The following is a 24,669-nucleotide window of genomic DNA, read 5'->3' as shown; positions in this document are numbered from 1 at the left end:
AGTCGCCGAACGGCGACGGGGGCAGCGCCCCCTCTCCCCACCCAATACAAAGGACACCGCAAAATGGCACAATACGACGTCATCATCATCGGTTCCGGCCCCGGCGGCTATGTCGCCGCGATCCGCTGCGCGCAGCTGGGCCTGAAAACCGCCTGCGTCGAAGGCCGCGACACGTTGGGGGGCACCTGCCTGAACGTTGGCTGCATCCCCTCCAAGGCGCTGCTGCATGCCACCCATATGCTGCACGAGGCCGAGCACAACTTTGCCAGCATGGGCCTGAAGGGCAAAAGCCCGTCGGTCGACTGGAAACAGATGCTGACCTACAAGGACGACGTGATCGGCCAGAACACCAAGGGCATCGAATTCCTGTTCAAAAAGAACAAGATCGACTGGCTCAAGGGCTGGGGGTCAATCCCCGAGGCCGGCAAGGTCAAGGTCGGTGACGACGTGCACGAGGCCAAGAACATCATCGTCGCCTCAGGCTCCGAAGCCAGCAGCCTGCCGGGCATCGAGATCGACGAAAAAGTCGTGGTCACCTCGACCGGCGCGCTTGAATTGGGAAAAATCCCGAAAAAGATGGTTGTGATCGGCGCTGGCGTGATCGGGCTTGAGCTGGGGTCGGTCTATTCCCGTCTGGGCACCGAAGTGCATGTTGTCGAATTCCTCGATACGATCACACCGGGCATGGACGGCGAAGTGCAAAAGACCTTCCAGAAACTGTTGCAGAAACAGGGCCTGACCTTCACCATGGGGGCCGCCGTGCAGGGCGTTGAGGCGACCAAGAGCAAAGCCAAGGTCACCTACAAACTGCGCAAGGATGACAGCGAACACAGTATGGACGCGGATGTGGTTCTGGTCGCCACCGGGCGTCGCCCCTATACTGACGGTCTGGGCCTTGATGCACTGGGGATCGAGATGTCGCAGCGCGGCCAGATCAAGACCAACGATCACTGGCAGACCAATGTCAAAGGCATCTACGCCATCGGCGATTGCATCGACGGACCGATGTTGGCCCACAAGGCCGAAGACGAAGGCATGGCCTGCGCCGAGGTTATCGCGGGCAAACATGGCCATGTGAATTACGGTGTCATTCCGGGCGTGATCTACACCCACCCGGAAGTCGCCAATGTCGGCCAGACCGAAGAACAGCTCAAGGATGCGGGGCGCACCTACAAAGTGGGCAAGTTCAGCTTTATGGGCAATGGCCGCGCCAAGGCGAATTTCGCCGCTGACGGGTTCGTCAAAATCCTTGCCGACAAGGACACGGATCGCATTTTGGGCGCACATATCATTGGCCCCATGGCCGGTGACCTGATCCACGAGATCTGCGTTGCGATGGAGTTCGGCGCCTCTGCCGAAGATCTGGCGCTTACCTGCCACGCCCACCCGACCTATTCCGAGGCGGTGCGCGAAGCGGCCCTCGCCTGTGGCGACGGCGCTATTCACATGTGATCAGGCCCGACAACGGGGGGAGCCTTTTCAAAAGGCTTCCCTGATGCGGAAACACACCCGCGTCTCAAGGCTCTTGCAAGAGCCTTTTTTCTTGTCTGAAGAAAGCGGCGCCGCCCCTTGGGCGTGACGTTTCTTTTGGGCATCGGGGGTGTCCGCCCGGACCTGTGCCCCGTTTGGGGCCTTGTGAAACCGGTCTCTCATAGTCGGGTGCGCACAGGCACCATCCAAAAGAAAACTCTGTCAGAACGCGGTGTGGGAGTGACCCTCTCCGCTCGTTGCGCAACGTTCGGGCACATTGGTCCAGCGGCGTTAAGGTTTCCCAAACGCACCGCGCGCAGATTACCAAAGCTTGGGGATCGCGCGCGCTTCGTAATGGGTGTCATAATCCGCCCCGCCCATCTGCCCGTCTGTCATGTCGGCCAGAATCTCGCCCACGGTTGGCAGGCCCTCAGGCACAGGCGCACCCTCCCAAAGCCCGGACCGCATCAGCGCCTTGGCGCATTGGGTGTAGGCTTCGGTCACGTGGGTCACGATTACGGTCGCGGGATGCATGGATTTGCGTTCGAACGACGCGCGCAGGTCCGCATCATCGGTCACAAAAGCACGCCCGTTGACCCGCACCGTGGTTTTCGTGCCCGGGATCATGAACAGAAACGCAATGCGCGGGTCACCGATCAGGTCGCGCAGCGCATCCAGCCGGTTGTTGCCCTGCCAGTCGGGCAACAAGATCGTCTGCGGATCGGCCACCCGGACCACAGGGTCGATATCTCCGCGCGGCGTGCCATGGGTGCCGTTTGGCCCAGCCGTTGAGATCACGCAAAAGCGCGCGGCTTCGATCCAGCGGCGATAGGCCGGTGTCAGATGATCCGCGACCTTGCTCAGAGAGGCCGGAACCGGCGCGTCATAGAGGGCCTCAAGCGCGTCAATCGTCTCAATCCGGCGCATGGAACCCCGCCTCTTGGTTCAATCGGGCGGATGCGGTTTCGATCCGCGTTTCCAGCAGTTTGAGGAATTGGTCGCGCGGCAGTCCCGGCTGAATCGGCTCAAGAAATTCGACCACGGCCGTGCCCGGCTTGCGGTAAATGCCACGCTTGGGCCAGAAAAGACCAACATTCGCAGCCACCGGCACACAGGGCTGGCCCAATTGTTCATACAGGACCGCAGTGCCCACTTTGTAGGGCGCTTTGACACCAGGCGCGATGCGGGTGCCTTGCGGGTAGATGATCAACTGACCGGGCGTTGCAGTGCCTTTGTGCACCGCCTCGACCATCTGTTTGATCGCCGCGCCGCGCTTGCCGCGATCCACCGGGATACAGCCGATGCGCAGCCCGTATTGCCCGACGACGGGTGCGTACATCAGGATACGTTTCATGATAAACTTGCCCGCCGGCAGCGCCGAGAACACAAGAAACACGTCCAGAAAACTTTGATGCTTGGAGGCAACCAGACATTCCGTTGTGGGTGGCGTGCCCCGGATTTCGGTCTTGAGCCCAATCATCCAGGGCGCGGCCCAGCGGACGAAATGGCACACGCTCATGCAGCCCGCGCGCGCACCTTTTGGCGACACCAGCGCCCACGGGAAAAAGACCAGCCCGACGATGGCAATACACAGATAGACTGCGATGACGAACAGCAGCGACCGGACCCACTGAATTGCGTATGCCATCAGGCCAATTCCTCCAACACGCGGCCAGCAGCAAAGCGCGTGGCGACAAAAGCAACCAAGCCCGACAGCGGCGGGATCAGCGCAACCCAAAGCCACCCCCAACCCTGAATGCTGAAATCGGTCAGGAACCCGGCAGTGTCCCCACCACTGGGCACCAGAAACAGCGCAACAATGCCCGCGCCGGTGCCAAAGGCCGACCCGATCAGCGCGCGCAGGGCAAAACGGCGAACAAAGGCGCTGGCGATATAGGTGTCCTTGGCCCCGACAAGACGCAGCACGGCGATCACCTGTGCATTGGCCGCCAACGCCGCATTGGCCGCTAGCGTGACCATTGCCGCCGTCGCGGTGGCAATCAGCAGGATCGACGCCCAGCCCAGCAATCGCAGGCGGGACGCCGCGTCAATCAACGGCCGCCGCCAGCGCGCGTGATCGTCCAGAACCGCAGCCGGGGCTTCGGCAGCAAGGCGCAGGCGCAAACCCGACGCATCATAGCCGTCTTCGGTTTCGACGATGTCGATCAACTGCGGCAGCGGCAGATCTTCGATCGGCAGGTCAGAGCCGAACCACGGCGCCAAGAGCGCGCGTTGTTCCTCGATCGTAAGGGCGCGGGCATCGACGATGCCGGGCGTGGTGCGCAGCACACGCAATGCCGCTTCGGTCTGGGTCGCCACTTCGCCCGCCGGGGCCGAAATGCGCAGCGTTGACGATTGTGCCAATTCGGTTCCCCAGCGGTCCGCCACCCGTCCCGCCGCCAGCGACAGCGCCAGCGCAAACACCGCCAGAAACGCCATGGCAAAGGCGCTGAACAGCGTCAGGCGCGCTGTGAACCCGGTCGGCGGCACCACGCGGTCGGCTTTTTCGTCAAATTGCAGCATCTTGGCGGTCGAACGCAGGTCGAAGATCACAAATCCGCCCCCGCCATTTGCAAGCGCCGGTTCGAGATCCGCAAAACCCGCGTCTGCACCTGCGCCTTGGCGGCACGGATCAGGCCGAGATCATGGGTCGCAATCAGGATCGTTTTGCCCATCCGGTTCAATTCCACCAACAGGGTCAGCAACCGCTGCGACATTTCCCAGTCGATATTCCCGGTGGGTTCATCGGCCAGGATCACATCCGGCGACATGATCACCGCACGGGCCAACGCGGCGCGCTGGCGTTCGCCGCCGGACAGTTCGGGCGGCAAGGCATCGGCCCGCGCCGTCAGCCCCACCCAGCCCAAAAGCTCTCTGAGGTTGGCATCGGCCGCCGACGCATCCTGCCCCGACACGGCAAGCGGCAGCGCCACGTTTTCCGTCACCGGAAGATGATCAAGAAACTGGCAATCCTGATGCACAACACCGATCTTTCGGCGCAGCACCGCAACGTCATCACGCCCCAGCCCGCGCACATCGCGGTCAAACAATCGCACATGCCCCGCCGTCGCCTGAAGCGCGCCGTAGCAGAGTTTGAGGAACGTGGTTTTGCCTGACCCGGACGGTCCGGTGAGAAAGTGAAATGACCCCGGAGCCACTTTGAGCGTCATGTCCGTGAGCAATTCGCCACCGCCATAACTGTAGGCCACATTTTCCAACTCGATCACAGCGGTCTTGTCCCTACCCATGGTTCGGGGTTGTTGTGCCTGAGCATCGTGGTGGTTTCAATGCAAGCGACGCCTCAGAATAGGGTTTAACAAGCGGAAACGCGCGCTTATGGTGCAATTAAACGAGGAACACCGGGATTGGCCGCAAAATCAAGGTCATCCGAACAGGGGCTACAGGCAATATGCGGCTGTCATGTCCAAGCTGCGGGGCACAATACGAAGTCCCCGATGATGTCATTCCCGAAGACGGTCGGGATGTGCAGTGCTCCAATTGCGGGGTCACTTGGTTTCAGGCGCGCGACCCTGACCTGAGCCCAGACGCCTTGGCGGCCGAGGCCGCTGCCCCTAAAGATGCAGTCTGGCATCCCGAGGTCGAAAGCGATGTGGACACCCGTCCATCGGTCAATCAAGACGCTGATCCCGGAAACACGCCACCGCCTGCCCCACCGAAACGGCGTGGGTTAGACCCATCCGTCGCCGACATTCTGCGCGAAGAAGCCGAGCTTGAAAAGCGCGCGCGCGGCTCCGAGGCAGGCCTGCTGGAAGAACAACCCGATCTGGGCTTGCAGGAACCCGAGGACGAGGCCGCTAAGCGCGCGCGCCAGGCACAGGACCGCATGCGCAAACTGCGGGGCGAAGACCCCGAGGCAGCCGCCGCCGTCGCAGCGGCATCCGCTGTCACGGACCGCCCGAAATCGCGCCGTGACATGCTGCCCGACGTGGAAGAGATCAACCAGACGCTGCGCGCCTCAACCGAACGGCGCGAGATCCGCTCTGCGCAGGCCGATCTGGAAGATGACGAAGACACGCCCGGGGGCTTTGGGCGCGGATTCATCTTTGCGCTGCTGATCTTTGCGATTGCCGCCGCGCTCTATGTCTTTGCGCCGCAGCTTTCAGACAGCATTCCACAGCTCACCGCACCGCTGGACGGCTATGTTGCACTTGTGGACCAAGCCCGCGTTTGGCTGGACACACAGATCGCAGCAGTCATGGGCCTGATCAACGGCACCCCGGCGGATGCGCCTGCGCCGGACGGCTCCTGACTGATCTGACGCCTCCGCGTGCCACCTGATGTGGACCTATCTGTGAAAGGCGTCTGGCCCTAACGCCAACCCTGTGATCTGATCAAGATATAGCAGCCCGCGCGCCGCGTGCGCCGGTCCTTATTGATTCTCAGATGGAGGTGACGACCATGGACGGTAGATTGTCCCAAAACGATATCAGCCACGTGGTCGAAGCCGACCGCGCCCATGTGTGGCACCACCTGATCCAGCACAAGCCGTTCGAGACCAATGATCCCCGGATCATCGTCGAAGGCAAGGGCATGCGCGTCTGGGACCAGAAGGGCAAGGAACACCTTGATGCCGTGTCCGGCGGTGTCTGGACAGTGAACGTGGGCTACGGGCGCGAAAGCATCGCCAAGGCGGTTTATGACCAGTTGCTCAAGCTTAACTATTTTGCGGGCTCTGCCGGGTCGATCCCCGGTGCGCTGTTCTCGGAAAAGCTGATCTCGAAGATGCCGGGTATGACCCGCGTGTATTATTGCAATTCCGGGTCCGAGGCGAACGAGAAAGCCTTCAAGATGGTCCGCCAGATCGCGCACAAGCGTTACGGCGGCAACAAGCACAAGATCCTCTACCGCGACCGCGATTACCACGGCACGACAATCGCTTGCCTGTCAGCTGGTGGTCAGGACGAACGCAATGCACAATACGGACCGTTCACACCGGGTTTCGTACGTGTGCCGCATTGCCTTGAATACCGCGCTGCCGATCAGGGGGCCCCGACCGAGAACTACGGTGAATGGGCCGCTGACCAGATCGAACAGGTGATCCTGCGCGAAGGCCCCGACACCGTGGGTGCGCTGTGTCTTGAGCCGGTGACGGCTGGTGGCGGCGTCATCACACCGCCGCAGGGATACTGGGACCGCGTGCAGGAAATCTGCCGCAAATACGATATCCTGCTGCATATCGACGAAGTCGTCTGCGGCGTGGGCCGCACCGGAACGTGGTTCGGCTATCAGCACTACGGCGTGCAGCCCGACATGGTGACCATGGCCAAGGGTGTGGCCTCGGGTTATGCCGCGATTGCCTGTCTGGTGACGACAGAAGACGTCTTCTCGATGTTCAAGGACAACGCGGATGATCCGATGAACTATTTCCGCGACATCTCGACCTTTGGAGGCTGTACGGCGGGTCCGGCGGCAGCGCTTGAAAACATGCGGATCATCGAAGACGAGGATCTGCTGGGCAACACCAACGCCATGGGCGCATACATGCTGGATCAGCTTCACGCGCTGGCCGACAAGCATGTCGTGATCGGTGATGTGCGCGGCAAGGGTTTGTTCCTTGGGGCCGAACTGGTTGAAGACCGCGAGACCCGCGCGCCCATGGCGGAAAAGCGGGTGCAAAAAGTTGTCGGCGACTGCATGCAGCAAGGCATCATCATCGGGGCCACGAACCGGTCCCTGCCCGGCCTGAACAACACGCTGTGTTTCAGCCCCGCGCTGATCGCCACCAAGGACGACATCGACCAGATCATCGCATCGGTGGACGACGCCTTGGCACGCGAATTTGGGTGAATGACCCTTTGACTACAGGCCAGCGCATCACTGCGCTGGACCAACCTGTCGGCCTTGTGCTGGACGACACCGCACCGCGCTTTCGATGACTTGGGCCGCCGCCGCTACGGATGGACATGCGATGCGCTGCACGCGCAAGGCGATAGAGCGGCGAAACGGCTTGGTGGTGTTCCCCAACACCTCGACGCCGCGGGACAGCAGAAAACGTTCCTGCCCAAGATGTGACAGCTTTCGCTGTGGCATGCAGGAAAACCCGTGGGTTGTGCATTTTTTCGCCACAAAAGATACATAGGGTGCCGCAAGCTAAAAGAGGTGCCCGCATGACGATCCTGACCCAGAGCTGCACGCCCTTCGACGGGCAGAAACCAGGCACATCGGGCCTGCGCAAGAAAACCCGCGTGTTCATGCAGCCGGGCTATCTTGAGTGTTTCGTACAGGCGACCTTCAACGCGATTGACGGAGTGATGGGTAAGACCCTCGTGATCGGGGGCGACGGGCGGTATTTCAACGCCGAGGCGATCCAGACGATCCTGCGCATGGCCGCCGCCAACGGGGCCGCGCATGCGATTGTCGGTCAGGGGGGCCTGTTGTCCACCCCTGCCGCGTCAAACCTGATCCGGCAACGCGGCGCGGATGGCGGTCTGATCCTGTCGGCCAGCCACAACCCCGGTGGCATCGACGAAGATTTCGGGCTCAAGTACAACATCTCAAACGGCGGCCCCGCCCCCGAGGCAATCACCGATGCAATCTTTGCCCAGACCAAGACGCTGAGCAGCTACACCACACTCGACACCGCCGATATCGACCTTGAACGCATCGGCACAACCGTGCTTGGCGACATGAATGTGGACGTGGTTGACCCGGTTTCAGACTATGCCGCGCTGATGCAAGAGCTGTTCGATTTCGACGCCCTGCGCGCACTTTTTGCCAGCGGCTTTCGCGTCAAGTTCGACGCGATGCACGCGGTCACGGGGCCTTATGCCAAGACCATCCTTGAGGACATGCTGGGTGCCCCCAAGGGCACAGTTCTGAACGGCGTGCCGTCGGTCGATTTCGGCAAAGGTCACCCCGATCCCAACCCGATCTGGGCCAAGCCGCTGGTCGATCTGGTGATGTCCGAAGACGGCCCAGACTTTGCCGCTGCCTCGGACGGGGACGGGGATCGCAATATGATCCTTGGCAAAGGCGTCTATGTGACCCCATCTGACAGCCTTGCCGTTCTGGCCGCCAATGCGCATCTGGCCCCGGCCTACACGCGCGGCATCGCGGGGGTGGCACGCTCCATGCCCACCAGCCGCGCAGCTGACCGCGTGGCCGAGGCATTGGCCGTTGAATGTTTTGAAACCCCCACGGGCTGGAAATTCTTTGGCGCCTTGCTCGATGCGGGGCGCGTCACCTTGTGCGGGGAAGAAAGCGCCGGCACGGGCAGCGATCATGTCCGCGAAAAAGACGGGCTGTGGGCGGTGCTGCTCTGGCTCAATATTCTGGCCATGCGCAAAATGTCGGTAAAGGACATTCTTCAGGACCATTGGCAAACCTTTGGCCGCGATTACTATTCGCGCCATGACTTTGAGGCGCTGGACAGTGACGCGGCACATGCGTTGATGGCGGATCTGACGGCACAGCTTGACCGCCTTGCCGGGCAAAGCTTTGGCGCATGTACGGTCGCGGCGGCGGATTCGTTTTCCTATCACGATCCGGTGGACGGATCGGTAAGCCACAATCAGGGGCTGCGGCTGCATTTCACCTGCGGCGCACGCGCGGTTTTGCGTCTTTCGGGCACCGGGACCGAAGGCGCAACCTTGCGGGTTTACCTTGAACGCCACACGCCAAAAGACGGTGACCTGAACATCGAAACGCAAGCCGCGCTGCGCGACATTGCAGAGGCCACGGCGCTGATCAGCGGTTTGGCGGAACGCACCGGCAGGTCAGCCCCGGACGTGATGACGTAGGCGGCAAAGCCGCCACCCGCCTAACCGCGCTGGACGCGCAGCTGCGATGCCCGTCGGGTCAAAATCTGACGGCGGACAAAGGCGAAGATGAACACGCTGGTCTGGATCAGGATGATCGTGGGCGCAGGCGCACTGTCTAGGAAAAAGCTCAGATAGGTGCCCAGCAGCATGGTCACCACGTTGAGCAGAACCGCCACCCACAGCATCGTGCGGAACTGCCGCACCAGCAGAAACGCGATGGCCCCCGGCGCGATCAGCAACCCGATGGCAAGGATCAGCCCTGCCGCCGAAAGGGTTGCCACGATGGTCAGCGACAGCGCGGTCAACAGCCCGTAATGCAGCAGGGTGACCGGCAGGCCCGAGGCTTGCGCTTGCGCCGGATCAAAGCTGTGCAACAGCAGGTCTTTCCACTTCAGAACAAGACCCGCAGCAACAAGCGCCGAGATGATGCCAGCGGTCCAAAGCTCGTGCGGCTCAACCCCGAGCATGTTGCCAAACAGGATGTGATCCAGATGGGCGTTGGTCTCGACCGAGACGTAAAGGACGATGCCCAGACCAAACATCCCCGAAAACACCACGCCCATCACCGTGTCTTGTTTGACCCGGCTGTTGGACGCCAGATACCCCGTGAGCACCGCACAGGACATGCCCGCAACAAATGCGCCAATAATCAGCGGAATGCCAAGGATATAGGCCAGCACGATACCGGGCAGCACCGCGTGGCTGACCGCGTCGCCCATCAGCGCCCAGCCCTTGAGCACCAGAAAACACGACAACAGCGCCGTGGGCACCGCGACGATCAGCGAAATCAGAAATGCGTTTTGCATAAATGCAAAGCGGAAGGGCAGTATCAGGGTCTCAACGTCCATCACACACCCTCTTGTGCAGGATGGGCGGCGGGTGCGCTGGGTTTGGCCGTTTTGCGCAGGGCGGCTTTGGCCTGACGCCGCGCGGCCAGCAACCCGTGGCGCGGGGCCATCACGAAGACCAACAAGAAAATCAGCGTTTGCAGGCAGACGATGATCCCACCCGTCGCACCGTCCAGAAAGTAGCTGATATACGCGCCGACAAAGCTGGTTCCGGCCCCGATCGCCACCGAGGTCGCAATGAGGCGCGGAAAGCGGTCACACAGCAGATAGGCCGTCGCCCCCGGTGTCACGACCATCGCAATCACCAGAAACGCCCCCACCGTCTGCATCGCCGCCACCACCGATGCCGAAAGCAGGACAAAGAACACCGCCTTGAGCAAGTATGGCCGCAACCCGATGGTGCGGGCGTGGTTTTCGTCAAAGAACGTGACCATCAGATCTTTCCACTTGGCCAGAAGCACCGCGAGCGACACAAAACCGATGATCGCCAGTTGCAGCGTGTCCTCTGGCGTGATCGCAAGGATATTGCCCATGGTGATGGTCTGGATCGACACCGACATGGGATTGATCGACACCATGAACAGGCCAAGCCCAAAGAACGACGTGAAGATCAGCCCGATGATCACGTCCGGTTTCAGACCGGACCTGTCAGACAAAAACAGCATCGCGCCTGCCGCCAAGCCCCCGGCAACAAACGCGCCCAGCGCAAAGGGCAGACCCAGGATATACGCACCCGCCACCCCCGGCACGACCGAATGGGCCAACGCGTCGCCGATCAGCGACCAGCCCTTGAGCATGAGATAGGCGGACAGGAACGCACAGACAGAGCCGACAAGCGCCGACACCCACATGGCGTTCACCATGTAGGAATAGCCGAAAGGTTCCAGCAGGTAGGCGATCATCCGTTGGACTCCGTCCGCTGGGTTTTGTCGCCGTATTGCACAAACGGGCGCTCGTCATCGGTAAAGATCGTGACCTCGCGCGCGTCTTCGTCGTCGTGCAGCGTGTCGCCCCCAATCGTGAAATGGCGCAACACACCGCCAAACGCCATTTCAAGGTTCTCTCGGGTAAAGGTCGTTTCGGTAGGGCCATAGCTGAGCACCGTGCCCTTCACCAATACGGTCCGGTCGCAGAACTCGGTGACCGACCCAAGGTTATGGGTCGAGACAAGCATCACCCGCCCTTCATCGCGCAGCTCGCGCAGGAGGGTGACAATCTGATCCTCGGTCTTGACGTCGACACCGGTGAACGGCTCGTCCAGCAGGATCACCTGCCCGTCCTGGGCAATGGCGCGGGCCAGGAACACGCGTTTGCGTTGGCCGCCTGACAGCTCTCCGATCTGGCGGTGGCGAAACTCCTGCATATTAACACGGCGCAGCGCCTGATCGACTGCCGCATGATCGGCGGCTTTGGGGCGGCGCAGAAACCCCATATGCCCGTAGCGGCCCATCATCACCACATCCTCGACCAGCACAGGAAAGGCCCAATCCACATCTTCGGATTGCGGCACATAAGCCACGAGGTTGCGGGCCAGCGCCTCTTTCACGGGCAGGCCAAGGATACGGATGGTGCCCTTGGCTGCGGGCACAAACCCCATAATCGCCTTGAACAGGGTTGATTTCCCGGCGCCGTTGATCCCGACAAGCGCCGTCACCGTGCCGCGCGGAATGTCAAAGCTGGCATCCCACAAGGCCGTGTGGCCGTTGCGGTACGTAACGGTGACATCTTCAGCGCGCAGACCTTCGCCGCGCGGGGCGGTCTGGGGCGGGGGTGTTGGCTGGCTCTGCTCATCGAGCATGGCATGTCCTTATGTGGTTCGCCTGTTCAGGCTTGTACGTCCACCCGCTTCAAAGCTGCGGAAGGACGCGCGGTTAAGTCGTCGGCTCAATTGCCGACAGAGGTCAGACCCTCGGCCACCGTGCGCGTGGTCACGGTCAGAAGGTCAAGATAGGTCGGGACGGGCCCATCGTCCGCACTTAGGGAATCGACATAGAGCACGCCGCCATAGGTGACACCTGTTTCGCGCGCGACCTGTTCCGCCGGAGCGGTGTTGACGGTGCTTTCGCAGAACACGACCTGAATGTCATTCTCGCGCACACCGTCGATCACCGCGCGCACCTGCTGGGGCGTTCCGACCTGATCGGCGTTCATCGGCCAAAGATACAGCTCTTTCAGGCCCATGTCGCGCGCCAGATAGCTGAACGCACCTTCACAGGTGACTAGCCAACGCTGATCTTCGGGAATGGTTGCAATCGCCTCGCGCAGGGGGGCGATGGTGGCGCGCAATTCGTCTTTGTAGCGCGCGGCGTTCTCGGCATAGATCGCGGCGTTCTCAGGGTCATGCTCGGAAAAGGCGGCAACGATATTGTCGATATAGACCAATGCGTTATCAAGCCCCATCCACGCGTGCGGGTTGGGTTTCCCTTCGTAGCTGCCCGCCGAAATAGAGATCGGTTCGATCCCATCGCTAAGCGTGGCCGAGGGTACATCCCCCAGGTTCGAGACGAATTGTTCGAACCACAGTTCAAGGTTCAGACCGTTCCACAGGATCAAATCCGCATCGGACGCGCGCACGATGTCTTGCGGCGTCGGTTCATAGCCGTGGATTTCCGCACCGGGCTTGGTGATGGAAACCACCTCCGCGGCATCGCCCGCAACATTGGCCGCGATATCCGCCAGAACGGTAAAGGTCGTAACCACCTTCATGCGGTCTTCCGCCCAAGCGCCCCCGGCGATTGAAGCCAAAAGCCCCGCAGTGGCCAGTGTTTTAAGGGTCGTCGTCATCCGTCAAACCTCCTGTTTTTGTTTAGCAGCGCCTACATGAAAATGCAAATCACTCGCAATTACTTATAAGGGGCAAAGCTGCTTGCAAGGCTGGCCTGCTATATTTCTCATCATCTTCGCCACCATCGACACCAAAGACGTGCCAAGGATCGGGCATTTGGGCCTGCCGCCTGAATCAGCCGGGATCGAATTGGATGGCATTGCCCCCGCGAATGACCGAAGGTTTGGCACGCACCCCACTGCCGCAGGGCCGAAATCGACATGACCAAACCATCCTCTCGCAAAGGGCTGAGCCTGAAATGGCTGGAACTGTTCCAGGTCTGCGCGCGCAACGGTTCGCTGCGGGAGACAGCCAAGGAAAGCGGGCTGTCGATCAGTACCGTATCACATCACCTGCGCAGCCTTGAGGACCACCTTGGGGTTGAGCTGTTCAATCACACCCGCAGGCCGATGGTCCTGACGCCCAAGGGTCACGTTTTCTTGCGCAATATCGACATTGCCCTGCACGCGATCCGCAAAGCCACGGCAGAAGCCTCGACCGGGGATCTGGCCGAAGCGCGCTACCTGCGGCTGGGCACCATCGAAGACCTCGACAGCGATGTCACACCGGAGCTGGCGGTCTACCTGTCGCAAAAGATGCCGGATTGCGATTTTCTGTATCACACCTCCTCCAGCCACGAATTGATTGAAATGCTGCGTGACCGGGAACTGGACCTTGGCATTTCGACCACCCCGCCTGAACGGTTGCGCGACCTTCAGGATCAACCCTTGCTGCGTGATCCGTTTGTCGTGGTTCTGCCTGCGTCCGTTGACCCGTCAGTGCCCGATATCGTTGCGGGCAAAACCAAACTGCCGTTCCTGCAATTCTCAAGCGACCTGATCATCGCATGCCAGATCGAAGCCCAGTTGCGCCGCATGGGCGTGGCCCTGCCGCATAAATTCGCCTGTGGCAGCAACCAGACAATGATGGCGATGGTCGCAGCGGGCGCGGGCTGGACGATCTCAACGCCCTTGCTGTTTTCGCGGGCCAAACGGTTCCAGTCGAAACTGCGCATGCACCCGTTTCCGGGCAAGCGGTTTTCCCGAACCCTGTCATTGGTGACAACACCGGATTGTTCACGATCGGTGCTGGATATCGTGAACCGCAAAGTCCGCGAGTCGCTGGAGAGTCAGGTGATCCGCCCCTTTGTGGAAACGACACCATGGCTCAAGGACCGGTTCACGCTGATTGATTAGGGTAACAAGAAGCGCGAATGTACGCGAATTATAAATTGGCTCAATGACGTGCAAATGGTGACGCTTGAACATGTCCCGCCTTCTGTGATGTAATACGGCAGTGGCGGTCGATGAGCAGAACAGCCGTTTTAACCAAACATGTGTTTCGAAGAACAAAACGTTGCACATTGACCTTTTCACTGCGTCTATGACCGAGCAGCACGCGCCGAACTGAGCGCGACCATGGCTTGCACATCATTGTTTTGATATATTTCTTCACAGCACTGAGACCTAAATAAGCGCCATTTTAAAAATGCCGCACGATCAAGATGAAAGCAGAATACATGCCCTACACCAAACCTGCGTTTGAAGCTGATTTCCAAAAAGTGAACAGTTCCAGCGGTCAAAACACCTCGTCAGACGTCGCGTGGGCGGTGTATGTCGGCGCTCTGAACACGCCACTGAAAATGCAAGTTTTCGGAAGGCACATCAGGGGCAGAGATGGAGAGATCATTGCCAAGAGCCAACAAGGTCAGGCGGGGATCACTCAGGACGAAATGAAGAATTTCAAGCATCCCGAATCGGAGTCAGCTGACTCGCTTACGGGTGGGTCAATTCTGAATGTACCGGAATGGAGCCCAACGATTAATGACAGTTGGATTTGTGGCGGCGTGCACAGCCGCCAGCCTTTTCATGCCGCGTCCCCGTTGATCAATGACAATATTTTTGAACGCACATTTGTGCTGACTGTCACGGGCCGGGAATTGGTGGGCCTTGCTCTAGCAGGATATCGAAAAACGGGCGGTGACCCAAAACTGGGCGTGGTGTTTCAGTCGACACAGACGGCAAAAGCCGAAGATCTGACCCTGATCAGCTACAACACCAAGATTGCCGAGTTGAACACAGAGGAAAAAGCCCGTGCGTTCCTCAAGAAAAATGGGATGATCTAAGGTAGACCGCTCGAACGGCCCCAAGTCATCATGCAATGTCATGTGTGATACCTTTGGAGTCTGCACTTATTGACGGTCGCCTGCTCTCGCAGCGCGCCGTCATGTATTGGCCACGGCCCCCAAACCCTCGGCCCGGCCGCTACCCAAACAGAATGTTGAACCGCTCTTTGATGGCGCGGTCCTGTTCAGGTGTCAGGTATTCGGGCACGTGTGTTTCCAGAATTTCGCGGGCGCGGGCGTTGGCCACGGTCCACGCGTCTTGTGCGCCGTTCTGCGCCCAGGTGCGCGGCTCGTCTCGGTTGGCAAGGGACGGGTAATAGTAATCCCGCTCCATCGCCGCAAACGTGTGTTGCCCACCAAGGAAATGCCCGTCCCCCAGAACCGCGTTGAAGATCGCGTCATAGCCAAGGTTTTCTTCGGTCACCTCGATTCCCCGCAACGCGCGGTAGGTGTGGGAATGCATCTCGTTGTCGAGGACAAACGCCTCAAAGCTGGCCCCGAGAAGAGACGCCGTCATACCCGAACTTTCGTAGATCAGGTTGCCGCCCGCCAAGGCCGCCGCCAAAGAGGTCAGCCCTTTCTCCATCCCGTATTGCGCATCAATGGCCTTGGCGTCGGTCATCGAACAGGCAACCCCGGACGGCAGGCCAAGCCAGTTGGACAATTGCGCAGAAGCGGCGTTCAATACGGCGGTTTCCCCGCTGCCACCCGCAAAGGCCCCGGTACGCAGGTCAATCACCAGCGGCCAGTTTGAAAACACCATGGGAAATCCGGGTTGGATGGCGTGCACCATCACAAGGCTCGCCAATGTTTCCGCCAAGGATTGCGCCAAAAACCCCGCGAGCGTTGCTGGTGCCGTGGCCCCGGCTTGCGCAGCAGTGATGCAGGACATGGGGATATTGTGCCGGATACATTCATAGACCACATCAACCGCATCTTCGCCAAAGCGCAGCGGCGAAATGATCGGGCTGATATGCGCCTTCATGAACGGGCGTTCCGCAAAGGCCCCCGGCCCACCGGCGGCAATATCCAGCATCTCGACAATCGGCGCAACATGCTCGGCCACGGTAAAGGCGGTCGCGGTCGGCTTGGTCGTGTTGCGCAAAAGCGCGTAGACCGTGTTCACATCCAGATCAAAAATGTCCGGCACATCCGTGGCAATGCAACACCGCGTGTACCAGCTTACATTCGGCAACGTGTCTTGCAGCCGGGTGAAATTGTGCAAATCCTCAAGCGTTGAGGGCCGGTACAGGCGACTGTCCAGATCAAGCGTTTGCACAGCCGCCCCACCGGTTCCAAAATGCACTCGGTTGCCGCCCACTTCGATGGACCGCGCTGCATCGCGCCCGTGCAGGACGAATGTCTTGGCGGCCTGATCAATCGCCTCTTGGACCAAAGGTTGCGGAAACAGGATGCGCCCGGCCCCGTTGTCTTTTGCTCCGATGGCCAACAAATCGGCATGTAGCCGCGCGGGCACTTCGCCAAGGCCAAGGTTTTCCAGCAGCAGCAAAGCAGTGTCATAAATGCTGTTCAGCTCGGCTTCGGTCAGCGGTTTGTACGACCCGCCGATCTGGCCAGGGGGGCAGGGATCAAGCACCGGCTTAGCAAGCCGTTTGGCCATCCGCTCTGCACGGCCCGCGCGTTTCGATCGTTCAGCCATGAGACACCACTTTCAGCTTTGAAATTCTGGGGGGATCAGGGCGCTATTTCAAAAATTGGGCAACTGCTGACTAAGTATTCCGAAATAGTAGGATTTAAGTTTCGATAAATTAGAACCTATGACATTTCGATTGTCACAGAGGCCAAAACGCGCCCCTTGTCTCGGTCATATATCTGCGGAGACAGACCATGAAATCGCGCACCAAAGTTGTCGTCATCGGCGGGGGAATCGCCGGCTGCTCAACGCTCTATCATTTGACCCAAGAAGGCTGGAGCGATGTGGTCCTGATCGAACGGGACGAACTGACATCGGGCACCACTTGGCATTCGGCGGCGCAGGTGACCAATTTCGGCATGAATCAGACGATGGTTGGTCTGAAATCCCATTCCATCCAGCTATATAAAAAGCTGCGGGACGACCCCGAATACCCTGTCGGCTATCACCACGGCGATGGGGGTATCCGGCTCGCCAACACCGAAGCCCAGATGCAGGGCTACCGACATTTCGCGTCCATGGCGCGCGGCATGGGCGTTGAATTCGAAGTCATCGACGCCAATGAATGTGCCCGCCGTCATCCACTGATCTCGACCGAGAACCTGCTGGGCGGTCTGTGGGACGGCGAAGATGGCGATATCGACCCCGCACAACTGTGTCAGGCGCTGGCATTTCACGCCCGCAAAGCCGGGGCCGAAGTGTACCGCCAAACCGCTGTCACCGGCCTCAGGCAACATGGCGATCACACCTGGACCGTCGAAACCGACAAAGGCACCATCGACGCCGATATCGTGGTCAATGCGTGTGGCTACCGCGTCAATGAAGTGGCCAGCATGATGGGTGTGCACCACCCTGTTGCGTCGATGGAACACCAGTATTTCGTGACCGAGGACATTCCCGCCATCGTTGAGGCCGGTCATCGTATGCCACTGCTGCGGTGCCCGATCTCGGACTATTATTCGCGGCAGGAAAAGAACGGGCTTCTGGTCGGGTTCTACGAACAAGACTGCAAGACATGGGGCATGGACGGCATCAGCCCGTCCTTCACCAATGATCTTTGCCCCGACGATCTGGACCGCGTGATGGACGTGCTCGAAGGGGCGTTTGAACGGATGCCCGCCCTCACCGAGGTTGGGATCAAACGCGTGGTCAATGGCCCGATCACCTATACCATCGACGGCGCGCCTTTGGTTGGCCCGATCCCCGGCAAGCGCAACGCGTTCTGCATCATCGGCCTGCGCGCCGGAATCGGCGAAGGCGGCGGTCATGGCTGGCTTTTGGCGCAGCAGATCGTGCACGGTGAGGCGTGTTACGACACATGGTGCGTCGACCCACGCCGCTTTGCAGGTCACACCAATGTAGAGCTGACCGCGCTCAAGGCGATCGAGGATTACCAGAACGAATTCCGCTTCCATTTTCCACACGAACACCGCCCCGCAGGCCGCCCGGCCAAGACAACACCGCTGACGCCGATCCTGGCTGCGGAAGGTGCGGAATTCACCGTTGTGAACGGCTGGGAACGGGTCGAATACATCAAGCCAAACCCAGAGTTCCACCCAACGCTCAGCTTTCATTTCGACGAAGCGTTCGATGTGATCGCCGCCGAAGTGAAGACCGTGCAGAACAACGTGGGCCTTGCCGAGGTGAACGGCTTCAACCGGATCGAAATCACCGGGGCCGACCGCCACGCGTTTCTGGACCGGATGATCTGTGGCACCGTCACCAAACGCGACGGGCGTGTCGGGCTGGGTTATTTGCTGAACCATCACGGCATGGTCAAAGGCGAAGCCACCGTCACCAACCTGCCCGCATCCGATCGCGGCCCTGCCCGTGTCTGGTACGGGTCTGCCGCGGCCTCCGAAGCGCACGATATGGATTGGCTCAAGGCGCATGTTCAGGACGGTGAGGACGTGCAGCTCAAAAGCCTGACCAACGATCAGACGATCCTTGTGCTCGCAGGCCCCAACGCCCGCGACGTGATGCACGCGGTCAGCCGGGCCGATTGGTCCAAGGACGGCTTTTCGTGGCTGTCGGCGCGCGAATGCTTCATCGGCTTTGCCCCTGCCACCGTCATGGGCGTCAGCTTTTCGGGCGAACTGGCTTACGAAATCCACGTCCCCAACGCATCGCTCTACGCGGCCTATCTGGCCCTGCGCGAGGCGGGCAAGGCGCACGGAATGAAGCTTTTTGGGGCGCGCGCGGTCGACTCTATGCGGATGGAAAAAGGCTTCCTGCACTGGAAGGCAGACCTGATCACCGAATTTACGCCGTTTGAGACGTCGCTGGACCGTTTTGTCAAATTGGACAAGGGCGATTTTGTCGGCAAAGACGCCCTGCTGCGCCAGCACGGCGCTGGTTTGCGCAAGAAACTGGTGACCCTGAGCGTCGATGCCACGCATGCCCCCGCCCACGGCGGCGCGTCGGTGATGAAAGACGGTCAGGTTGTCGGCACCGTCACCTCCGGCGATTGGGGCCACCGCGTTGGCATGAACCTGGCATATGCGTTTGTCGACACAGACGTGATGGCAGTTGGCACCACGATGGTGATCGACCTTTGCGGCGAGATGGTGCCCGTCGCGGTGATCGCGCCGTCGCCCTACGACCCCTCCTACGCCCGCATGCGCGCCTGACCCACACCGCCTGACCCACACCGCCCGATCTCTGCGCCGGACCTTTGCGGCGCAGAGGCACACGCCAACATGCATACCGACCGCCATGGGCGGGATTTCTTTAACGATTTGAGAGTGTCAGTGGTGAGCCGTGCAGGACTGTGCGGGGTGAGGGAGATCAACAGCTTGCGCTGGCGAACCGGAAAACCCCACCCCTTGATTTGATTGGGCTTTTCGGGCCTCTGGCGAACCGTTTCAGGGGGCCTAGAAACCGAAAGGCCGCTGACTGGGCTGGCACCCGCGTCAACGGCCAAATCGAAAAGTTTGCGAGAGATGAATACCAGATCGCGCCCGTGATCGCAATCGCGGGAGGGGCCGATGTCTGAGCTTCTGCCCTTCTGCAAGATCAAGCTGCAATACCTGCTCGAGATGGTCACGGACCACGATCTGGACGACAACGCCTTGCGAGTCGCCCTCTACCTGGCGCTGGCCCATGCCGACCACGAAACTGGCGAGAGCCGCCCGTCTTTCGAGACCATAGGTGCCGCCATCGGCAAACACGCCAAGTCGGTGAAACGGGCGCTGAACAAGGTCGAGGCGGCGGGCTACTTGACCGTGGAGCGCGGGACCAACAAGGGGAAATCCTCGCGCTATCGTCCGACCGAAGCGGCCCTGCAACGAGCCACCGAACGCCGCCGAGAGGGGGACAAGGTTGTCCCGCTCAAACTCGCCAAAGGAGGACAATCCTGTCCGCAAAGCGGGACAGACCTGTCCAACAAAGGGGGACAGGATCGCCCCCCGAACAGAGAACAAGAACTTAGAAAAGAACACGGGCGCGCGTCCGCGCCGGATTTGCCCGATGAAGGGCAATCCGGCGGAACGCGCCCGGACCTGGTGTTTGTCCCGAGGGGCATCTGCTTTGTCCGGGAGTGGGATGCACGGCTGGCCCGGGAAGGCATGACCACGCTGGAACGCAGCCTGCCCCTGTCGCCGCATGAGCATCACCTGGGCTTCTGGCTTCCGGCCCGGACACCGGCCCCGGTGGACAGCGCGGAATGGCAGGCGCAATTGTGTCTTCTTCGGGATGTCATCCGTCAGGCGCAGGATAGCGAATGCACCTTGCCTTCTGCAGCACGCATCTCGCCCTTTGCGCCGCGTCAGATGCAGTGCGCATCACGTTTTCCGCAGGATGTTGCCCCGACCGTAGGGGAGAACCGCCATGCGGTCTGAGGAAACAGCAAGGCGACCCATGTCATACGCTGGCGCTTCTGACACGGGACCTTGCGAGGGGCGGCAAGCCTCCCCTTCGAACCCCACCGGCGCGGGAAAAGCCCGCGCAAAGGAGCCGCTGACGGAGACCTTCGTCTTCCGGTGCACGGCGGCTGAGAAAGCCGAGCTGCGCGCCAAAGCCGAGGCCGCTGGCCTGCCCGCCGCAACGCTCCTGCGTGAGGCGCTTGGCCTGACCGAGGCCCGACGGCGCAAGCCCGTGCCGCGTGTCGATCCGGCGCTGGTGCTGGCGGTCGGGCGCATCGGCGGCAACCTCAACCAGATCGCGCGCTGGCTGAACCGGGCGATGCTGGTGGGCCGCACCGACCTCGACAGCCTGACCGTTGCCCGCCGCCTGTTGGTGATTGAACGCCAGCTTGCCCAGCTCCTCGAAGAGGTGCGGCAGTGCTGATCAAGTTCTTCCCCAACGGCAAAGGCGCGGGCGCGGGACCGGTCGGCTATCTCGTTGCCGAGCGCGTGCTGGCTTATGACAACAACCGCGACCTGATCCGCGATGCCGACGGCAAGCCCTTGACCGTGACGCGCGAGCCCTTGCCCGAGGTGCTGCGCGGCGATCCCAGCCGCACCGAGGCGCTGATAGACGCCAGCCGTCACCAATGGACCTACCGCGCGGGCGTGATCAGCTTTGCGGCCCAGGACGCGCCCAGCGGGGCGCAACAGGCTGAGGTGATGGACGCCTTCGAGAAGCTGGCCTTCGCCGGGCTGGACGGCGAGCAATACGACATGCTCTGGGTCCGTCACAGCCACGAGGATCGCGTCGAGCTACACTTCTGCACCCCGCGCCTTGAGCTGACCACGGGCCGCAGCCTGAACATCGCGCCGCCCGGCTATCAGGATGCCTTTGACAGCCTGCGCGACCTGATGAACCAGCGACACGGCTGGGCCGATCCGATGGAGCTGGAGCGCGCCCAGGAGGTGCGCGACACCATCGAGGCCCCGACCCGCGCCCAGGGCCGCGACGAGCTGCATGCGTGGATCCTCGATCAGGTCAGCGTCGGCCTGATCACCGACCGCGCCAGCATGATAGACGCCCTTGCCGATGCGGGCTTCGACCTGCCCCGCGTCGGCAAAGCCTACCTGACCGCGCAGGACCCCGAAACCGGCGAACGCTGGCGCCTGAAAGGAGAGATTTTCCATGAAGACTGGCAAGCCGACCCGGCTGAGCGAGAAACTGAACGCCGAGCTGGACATGATACGCCAGGACTACGCCGCCTCGATGGCATCCCAGCTGGAGAGCTTCAGGATCGATTTGACGGCCATTGCGAACGACGCGCGGCGTACCATCGAGAACGATACGCGCCGCTTCCTGAACGAGAACAGGAGCTTGTTCGAGACGCGGACCGAACAGATCAGGCGATGGCTCACGATCTCGCCTTGGGTGATCTCGGGGCTGATCGTGACGGGGATCGCCTCGATGATGGCCGCGAGCTGGTTCTGGACGTCCATGCTGACACGCTCGGAGCTGACGGAACTGGGCCTGACACGGATCGACCAGGGGGAGCAGACCTGGCTGACGCTGGACCCCGACAGGACAGAGCTGAAAACCTGCACACTGGCCGGGACGCCGGTCATCTGCATCAAGATCGAGGAGAAATGAATGACGGCACCCCTGACAGCCTTGGAGCGCGACTTGCTCGCCTGCGTCGAGCGGTTGGTGACGGCCTGCGAAACCTCAGCGCAGGAATTGAGCGGCTTGGAAGCGCGCTCGACGAAGAGGCTGCAAGTCCAGTTGGATGGTATCGCGGCCTGCGCGACGTTGCTCATACGCTCGCAGATCGCGTCAATGCAGGCGTTGCGTGGCTTGCTGAGCGAAGAGGCCACATACAACGCGCTGGACGCGAAGTTGAACGAGAGCTTGAGCTTAGCGAGGGACGCCGAAGAGAGGCTGAGACAGAGCTAGAAGTGCAGGATCGGGACATGGACCGGGGACTGACGCATTGAATGTGTTGCCAAGCTACAGATTGGCAAGTCCACGCCATTTGCCATGCTTCAGATTGGCTGATCGCGCGTTCAGGGCGCGTGCGGCATAGACGATCAAGAAGTGATCAAAGGCGAAAAGAACGAGATTTAGTGTTTTCCCAGCTTGCATATCTCAAAACTTAGTACCGAGCGTTGCCCGTAAGTTGTATTCTGCGCCATAGTAGACATCGGCATCAAGAGTGGATCAAGAAACTCCCTTCGCCGCCGAACTTGCCGCCAAGGCACGAATCTGATATCTGATCCCCCTCAGGGAGCGATGTACAACTTGACTGCACGGGAACGTTGGACTAGATAAACGATGAGAATCATTGCCCGACCGAAGTTGATTGCCTTTTCCAAACGCTTCCCAGACTCGAAGTCGCAGCTGGATGCTTGGTGGGCAGAAGCGCATCGCGCGAACTGGAAAACGCCAGCCGAGGTCAAAGCGCAGTATCGCAACGCAAGCATTTTGAAGGGCGGACGAGTGGTCTTCAATATTTGTGGCAACAAATATCGACTGATTGTCAGGTTCGACTACGAGAAGGGTATTGGCTTTGTTCGGTTCCTCGGAACTCACGAGGAATATGATCAAATCGACGCGGAGGAAGTATGACTATGAACGAGCATCATATTCGGCCAATTCATTCCGAGCAGGATTACACCGCTGCACTTGCCCGTGTTGAAGCGCTGATGGACCTTGATCGCTCCGTAGCAGAAGATGATGAGCTCGATGTGCTGGCGACACTGATCGAGGTCTACGAAGATCGTCACTTTCCAATGGACGCTCCAGATCCAATCGAAGCAATCAAGTTCCGCATGCAGCAGCTCGACATGAATCAGAGCGACCTGGCCCCAATCTTTGGAAGCCGCGCAAAGGCATCGGAAGTTCTGAGTGGAAAACGAAGCCTGACTCTCAAGATGATCCGGGCTTTGAATGAACATTTGGGCATTCCGGCCGATGTGCTGATACGAGATGGTGGCGCTCTGCCGACCGCTCCGGCGGGGATTGATTTCGAGCGTTTTCCTGTGATGCAAATGGCCAAACTAGGCTGGATCAAGAAAACAGCAGACATCAAGGATCGCACCGAAGAAATCGTGCAGAAGATGGTGGCGTGCGTCGGGGGACAGCAAGCGCTGCCACAGGCTTTGTTCCGCCAAGGCGGAGGCTCACGAGCCAACGCCAAAACGGATGTTCATGCTTTACAAGCTTGGTGCCTGCACATTCTTTGCAAAGCACGGCAAGCGGGGCTGGAAGGTGTCTATGAACAAGGAACTATCGACCAAGATTTTCTCCGTGACTTGGCCCGCTTGAGTGAATTTGACGAGGGTCCAAAGCTCGCCAAGGAAAGACTGGCCAAGCATGGCATCGCGCTTGTTGTCGCTTCGCACCTGCCAAAGACCTATTTGGACGGAGCAGCACTTTGGACAGCGGATAGTGTTCCGGTTGTGGGCATGACGATCCGATATGATCGTCTGGATAATTTCTGGTTCTGCCTACTTCATGAACTGGCCCACTTGGGACGGCACTTCAACAATGGAGACGGCGAGGTCTTCATTGACGATCTGCAACTTCGGGAGCGGAACCATGAACGAGATGATATCCGCGAACAGGAGGCTGACGAGTGGGCGCAAGAAGCCCTTATTCCCTCGGAGCTGTGGGACGACCACCCAGTGCGCTCTAGCCCCAGTGTGCAGAACGTTATCTCCCTTTCGCGGCAAGCAAAGGTTCATCCTGCCATCGTCGCAGGCCGCATACGCCACGAGAAGCAGAACTACAGGCTACTTTCGCAGTTCGTTGGCGCGAAACAGGTTCGTCCATTGCTGATGGAGGATTCAATCTGCTGAGTTTAGCGGGGGCGCCCGGCAAGGCGTCCCCGCTTTCACAACACGTCGAAAGGATACAGGCGCACCCTCTTCGTCGTGGCTCCGGAGACCGAAGCGCTCTTGTGGTGGTAAGCAAGGGATAGACGGTTCGGGACTCCAGGGCAAATGTTTTAACAAGCGCCAAGGAGTACGCCGTATGGCTACTATCAAAATGGACCTGTCGCGGTTTGGTGCCGCTCCTTTGATAGCATAATGTGCAGCAAAGGAGACGAACTATGGGCACGGGAA

At 60.2% G+C, this 24,669-nt stretch carries 22 protein-coding genes; 12 read left to right on the top strand and 10 right to left on the bottom strand.

Features of this window, described 5'->3' with window-relative positions; translation table 11 throughout:
• Positions 1-63 precede the first annotated feature (63 nt).
• Entirely contained in the window at positions 64-1,452 is a 1,389-nt protein-coding gene (gene lpdA / locus ACSHXH_RS09950; protein ID WP_435671636.1) for a dihydrolipoyl dehydrogenase, read from the top strand.
• A 339-nt stretch (positions 1,453-1,791) separates the two neighbouring features.
• Here the strand turns inward: lpdA and ACSHXH_RS09945 are convergent, their stop codons facing one another.
• Genes ACSHXH_RS09945 through ACSHXH_RS09930 form a run of 4 tightly spaced genes read right to left on the bottom strand, consistent with a single transcriptional unit; the run spans position 1,792 to position 4,697 of the window.
• On the bottom strand, positions 1,792-2,397 hold the full coding sequence (locus ACSHXH_RS09945; RefSeq protein WP_435671635.1) for an MSMEG_1061 family FMN-dependent PPOX-type flavoprotein: 606 nt from the start codon (positions 2,395-2,397) through the stop codon (positions 1,792-1,794).
• Positions 2,384-3,118, bottom strand: a complete 735-nt coding sequence (locus tag ACSHXH_RS09940; RefSeq protein WP_435671634.1) for a lysophospholipid acyltransferase family protein — start codon at positions 3,116-3,118, stop codon at positions 2,384-2,386. Before ACSHXH_RS09940 ends, ACSHXH_RS09945 begins: the two co-directional genes overlap by 14 nt.
• Positions 3,118-3,993 carry a cell division protein FtsX gene (locus tag ACSHXH_RS09935; RefSeq protein ID WP_435671840.1) on the bottom strand — a complete coding sequence of 292 codons (876 nt, stop codon included), beginning with the start codon at positions 3,991-3,993 and terminating at the stop codon, positions 3,118-3,120. Before ACSHXH_RS09935 ends, ACSHXH_RS09940 begins: the two co-directional genes overlap by 1 nt.
• Before the next feature lie 26 nt (positions 3,994-4,019).
• Complete coding sequence (locus ACSHXH_RS09930; protein WP_435671633.1) at positions 4,020-4,697, bottom strand: cell division ATP-binding protein FtsE; 678 nt, start codon at positions 4,695-4,697, stop codon at positions 4,020-4,022.
• A gap of 182 nt (positions 4,698-4,879) precedes the next feature.
• Between ACSHXH_RS09930 and ACSHXH_RS09925 the strand changes: the two genes are divergently transcribed.
• Both ACSHXH_RS09925 and ACSHXH_RS09920 read left to right on the top strand, forming a co-directional pair.
• Positions 4,880-5,740 (top strand): zinc-ribbon domain-containing protein, encoded by an 861-nt coding sequence (locus tag ACSHXH_RS09925; protein WP_435671632.1) that lies wholly within the window; start codon positions 4,880-4,882, stop codon positions 5,738-5,740.
• A 149-nt stretch (positions 5,741-5,889) separates the two neighbouring features.
• Positions 5,890-7,278: an aspartate aminotransferase family protein gene (locus ACSHXH_RS09920; RefSeq protein ID WP_435671631.1), complete on the top strand. Its 1,389-nt coding sequence runs from the start codon at positions 5,890-5,892 to the stop codon at positions 7,276-7,278.
• A gap of 27 nt (positions 7,279-7,305) precedes the next feature.
• On the opposite strand, the gene ACSHXH_RS09915 is transcribed toward ACSHXH_RS09920, so the two are convergent.
• On the bottom strand, positions 7,306-7,521 hold the full coding sequence (locus ACSHXH_RS09915; protein ID WP_435671630.1) for a hypothetical protein: 216 nt from the start codon (positions 7,519-7,521) through the stop codon (positions 7,306-7,308).
• A 77-nt stretch (positions 7,522-7,598) separates the two neighbouring features.
• Between ACSHXH_RS09915 and ACSHXH_RS09910 the strand changes: the two genes are divergently transcribed.
• Positions 7,599-9,230, top strand: a complete 1,632-nt coding sequence (locus ACSHXH_RS09910; RefSeq protein ID WP_435671629.1) for an alpha-D-glucose phosphate-specific phosphoglucomutase — start codon at positions 7,599-7,601, stop codon at positions 9,228-9,230.
• Between the two features lie 20 nt (positions 9,231-9,250).
• Here ACSHXH_RS09910 and ACSHXH_RS09905 read toward each other — a convergent pair whose 3' ends face one another.
• The 4 genes from ACSHXH_RS09905 to ACSHXH_RS09890 form a co-directional block, all read right to left on the bottom strand.
• Positions 9,251-10,099, bottom strand: a complete 849-nt coding sequence (locus ACSHXH_RS09905; RefSeq protein ID WP_435671628.1) for a metal ABC transporter permease — start codon at positions 10,097-10,099, stop codon at positions 9,251-9,253.
• Complete coding sequence (locus tag ACSHXH_RS09900; protein WP_435671839.1) at positions 10,099-10,998, bottom strand: metal ABC transporter permease; 900 nt, start codon at positions 10,996-10,998, stop codon at positions 10,099-10,101. The genes ACSHXH_RS09905 and ACSHXH_RS09900 overlap by 1 nt, the downstream gene beginning before the upstream one ends.
• Complete coding sequence (locus ACSHXH_RS09895; RefSeq protein WP_435671627.1) at positions 10,998-11,897, bottom strand: manganese/iron ABC transporter ATP-binding protein; 900 nt, start codon at positions 11,895-11,897, stop codon at positions 10,998-11,000. Before ACSHXH_RS09895 ends, ACSHXH_RS09900 begins: the two co-directional genes overlap by 1 nt.
• A gap of 86 nt (positions 11,898-11,983) precedes the next feature.
• Positions 11,984-12,883 carry a metal ABC transporter substrate-binding protein gene (locus ACSHXH_RS09890; protein WP_435671626.1) on the bottom strand — a complete coding sequence of 300 codons (900 nt, stop codon included), beginning with the start codon at positions 12,881-12,883 and terminating at the stop codon, positions 11,984-11,986.
• Positions 12,884-13,144: 261 nt separating this feature from the next.
• On the opposite strand from ACSHXH_RS09890, the gene ACSHXH_RS09885 reads away from it, so the two are divergent.
• Positions 13,145-14,119, top strand: coding sequence for a LysR family transcriptional regulator (locus ACSHXH_RS09885; RefSeq protein WP_435671625.1), 975 nt, complete (start codon positions 13,145-13,147; stop codon positions 14,117-14,119).
• 308 nt (positions 14,120-14,427) lie between these two features.
• Positions 14,428-15,048, top strand: coding sequence for a hypothetical protein (locus tag ACSHXH_RS09880; RefSeq protein ID WP_435671624.1), 621 nt, complete (start codon positions 14,428-14,430; stop codon positions 15,046-15,048).
• A 139-nt stretch (positions 15,049-15,187) separates the two neighbouring features.
• Here ACSHXH_RS09880 and ACSHXH_RS09875 read toward each other — a convergent pair whose 3' ends face one another.
• Positions 15,188-16,708: a trimethylamine methyltransferase family protein gene (locus tag ACSHXH_RS09875; protein WP_435671623.1), complete on the bottom strand. Its 1,521-nt coding sequence runs from the start codon at positions 16,706-16,708 to the stop codon at positions 15,188-15,190.
• 188 nt (positions 16,709-16,896) lie between these two features.
• On the opposite strand from ACSHXH_RS09875, the gene ACSHXH_RS09870 reads away from it, so the two are divergent.
• From ACSHXH_RS09870 to ACSHXH_RS09845, 6 genes are all read left to right on the top strand, one after another.
• Positions 16,897-19,332, top strand: coding sequence for a GcvT family protein (locus tag ACSHXH_RS09870; RefSeq protein WP_435671622.1), 2,436 nt, complete (start codon positions 16,897-16,899; stop codon positions 19,330-19,332).
• 357 nt (positions 19,333-19,689) lie between these two features.
• Positions 19,690-20,541, top strand: coding sequence for a helix-turn-helix domain-containing protein (locus ACSHXH_RS09865; RefSeq protein ID WP_435671621.1), 852 nt, complete (start codon positions 19,690-19,692; stop codon positions 20,539-20,541).
• Positions 20,531-20,989: a plasmid mobilization protein gene (locus ACSHXH_RS09860; protein WP_435671620.1), complete on the top strand. Its 459-nt coding sequence runs from the start codon at positions 20,531-20,533 to the stop codon at positions 20,987-20,989. Before ACSHXH_RS09865 ends, ACSHXH_RS09860 begins: the two co-directional genes overlap by 11 nt.
• Positions 20,983-22,539 carry a relaxase/mobilization nuclease domain-containing protein gene (locus ACSHXH_RS09855; RefSeq protein WP_435671619.1) on the top strand — a complete coding sequence of 519 codons (1,557 nt, stop codon included), beginning with the start codon at positions 20,983-20,985 and terminating at the stop codon, positions 22,537-22,539. Before ACSHXH_RS09860 ends, ACSHXH_RS09855 begins: the two co-directional genes overlap by 7 nt.
• Before the next feature lie 337 nt (positions 22,540-22,876).
• Positions 22,877-23,170 carry a type II toxin-antitoxin system HigB family toxin gene (locus ACSHXH_RS09850; RefSeq protein WP_435671618.1) on the top strand — a complete coding sequence of 98 codons (294 nt, stop codon included), beginning with the start codon at positions 22,877-22,879 and terminating at the stop codon, positions 23,168-23,170.
• 2 nt (positions 23,171-23,172) lie between these two features.
• Positions 23,173-24,402: an ImmA/IrrE family metallo-endopeptidase gene (locus ACSHXH_RS09845; RefSeq protein WP_435671617.1), complete on the top strand. Its 1,230-nt coding sequence runs from the start codon at positions 23,173-23,175 to the stop codon at positions 24,400-24,402.
• The last annotated feature ends 267 nt before the right edge of the window (positions 24,403-24,669 follow it).

The sequence above is a fragment of the Marivita sp. genome (assembly GCF_051251565.1).
Taxonomy (GTDB): domain Bacteria; phylum Pseudomonadota; class Alphaproteobacteria; order Rhodobacterales; family Rhodobacteraceae; genus Marivita.
This window is presented reverse-complemented; position numbering and strand designations above follow the sequence as displayed.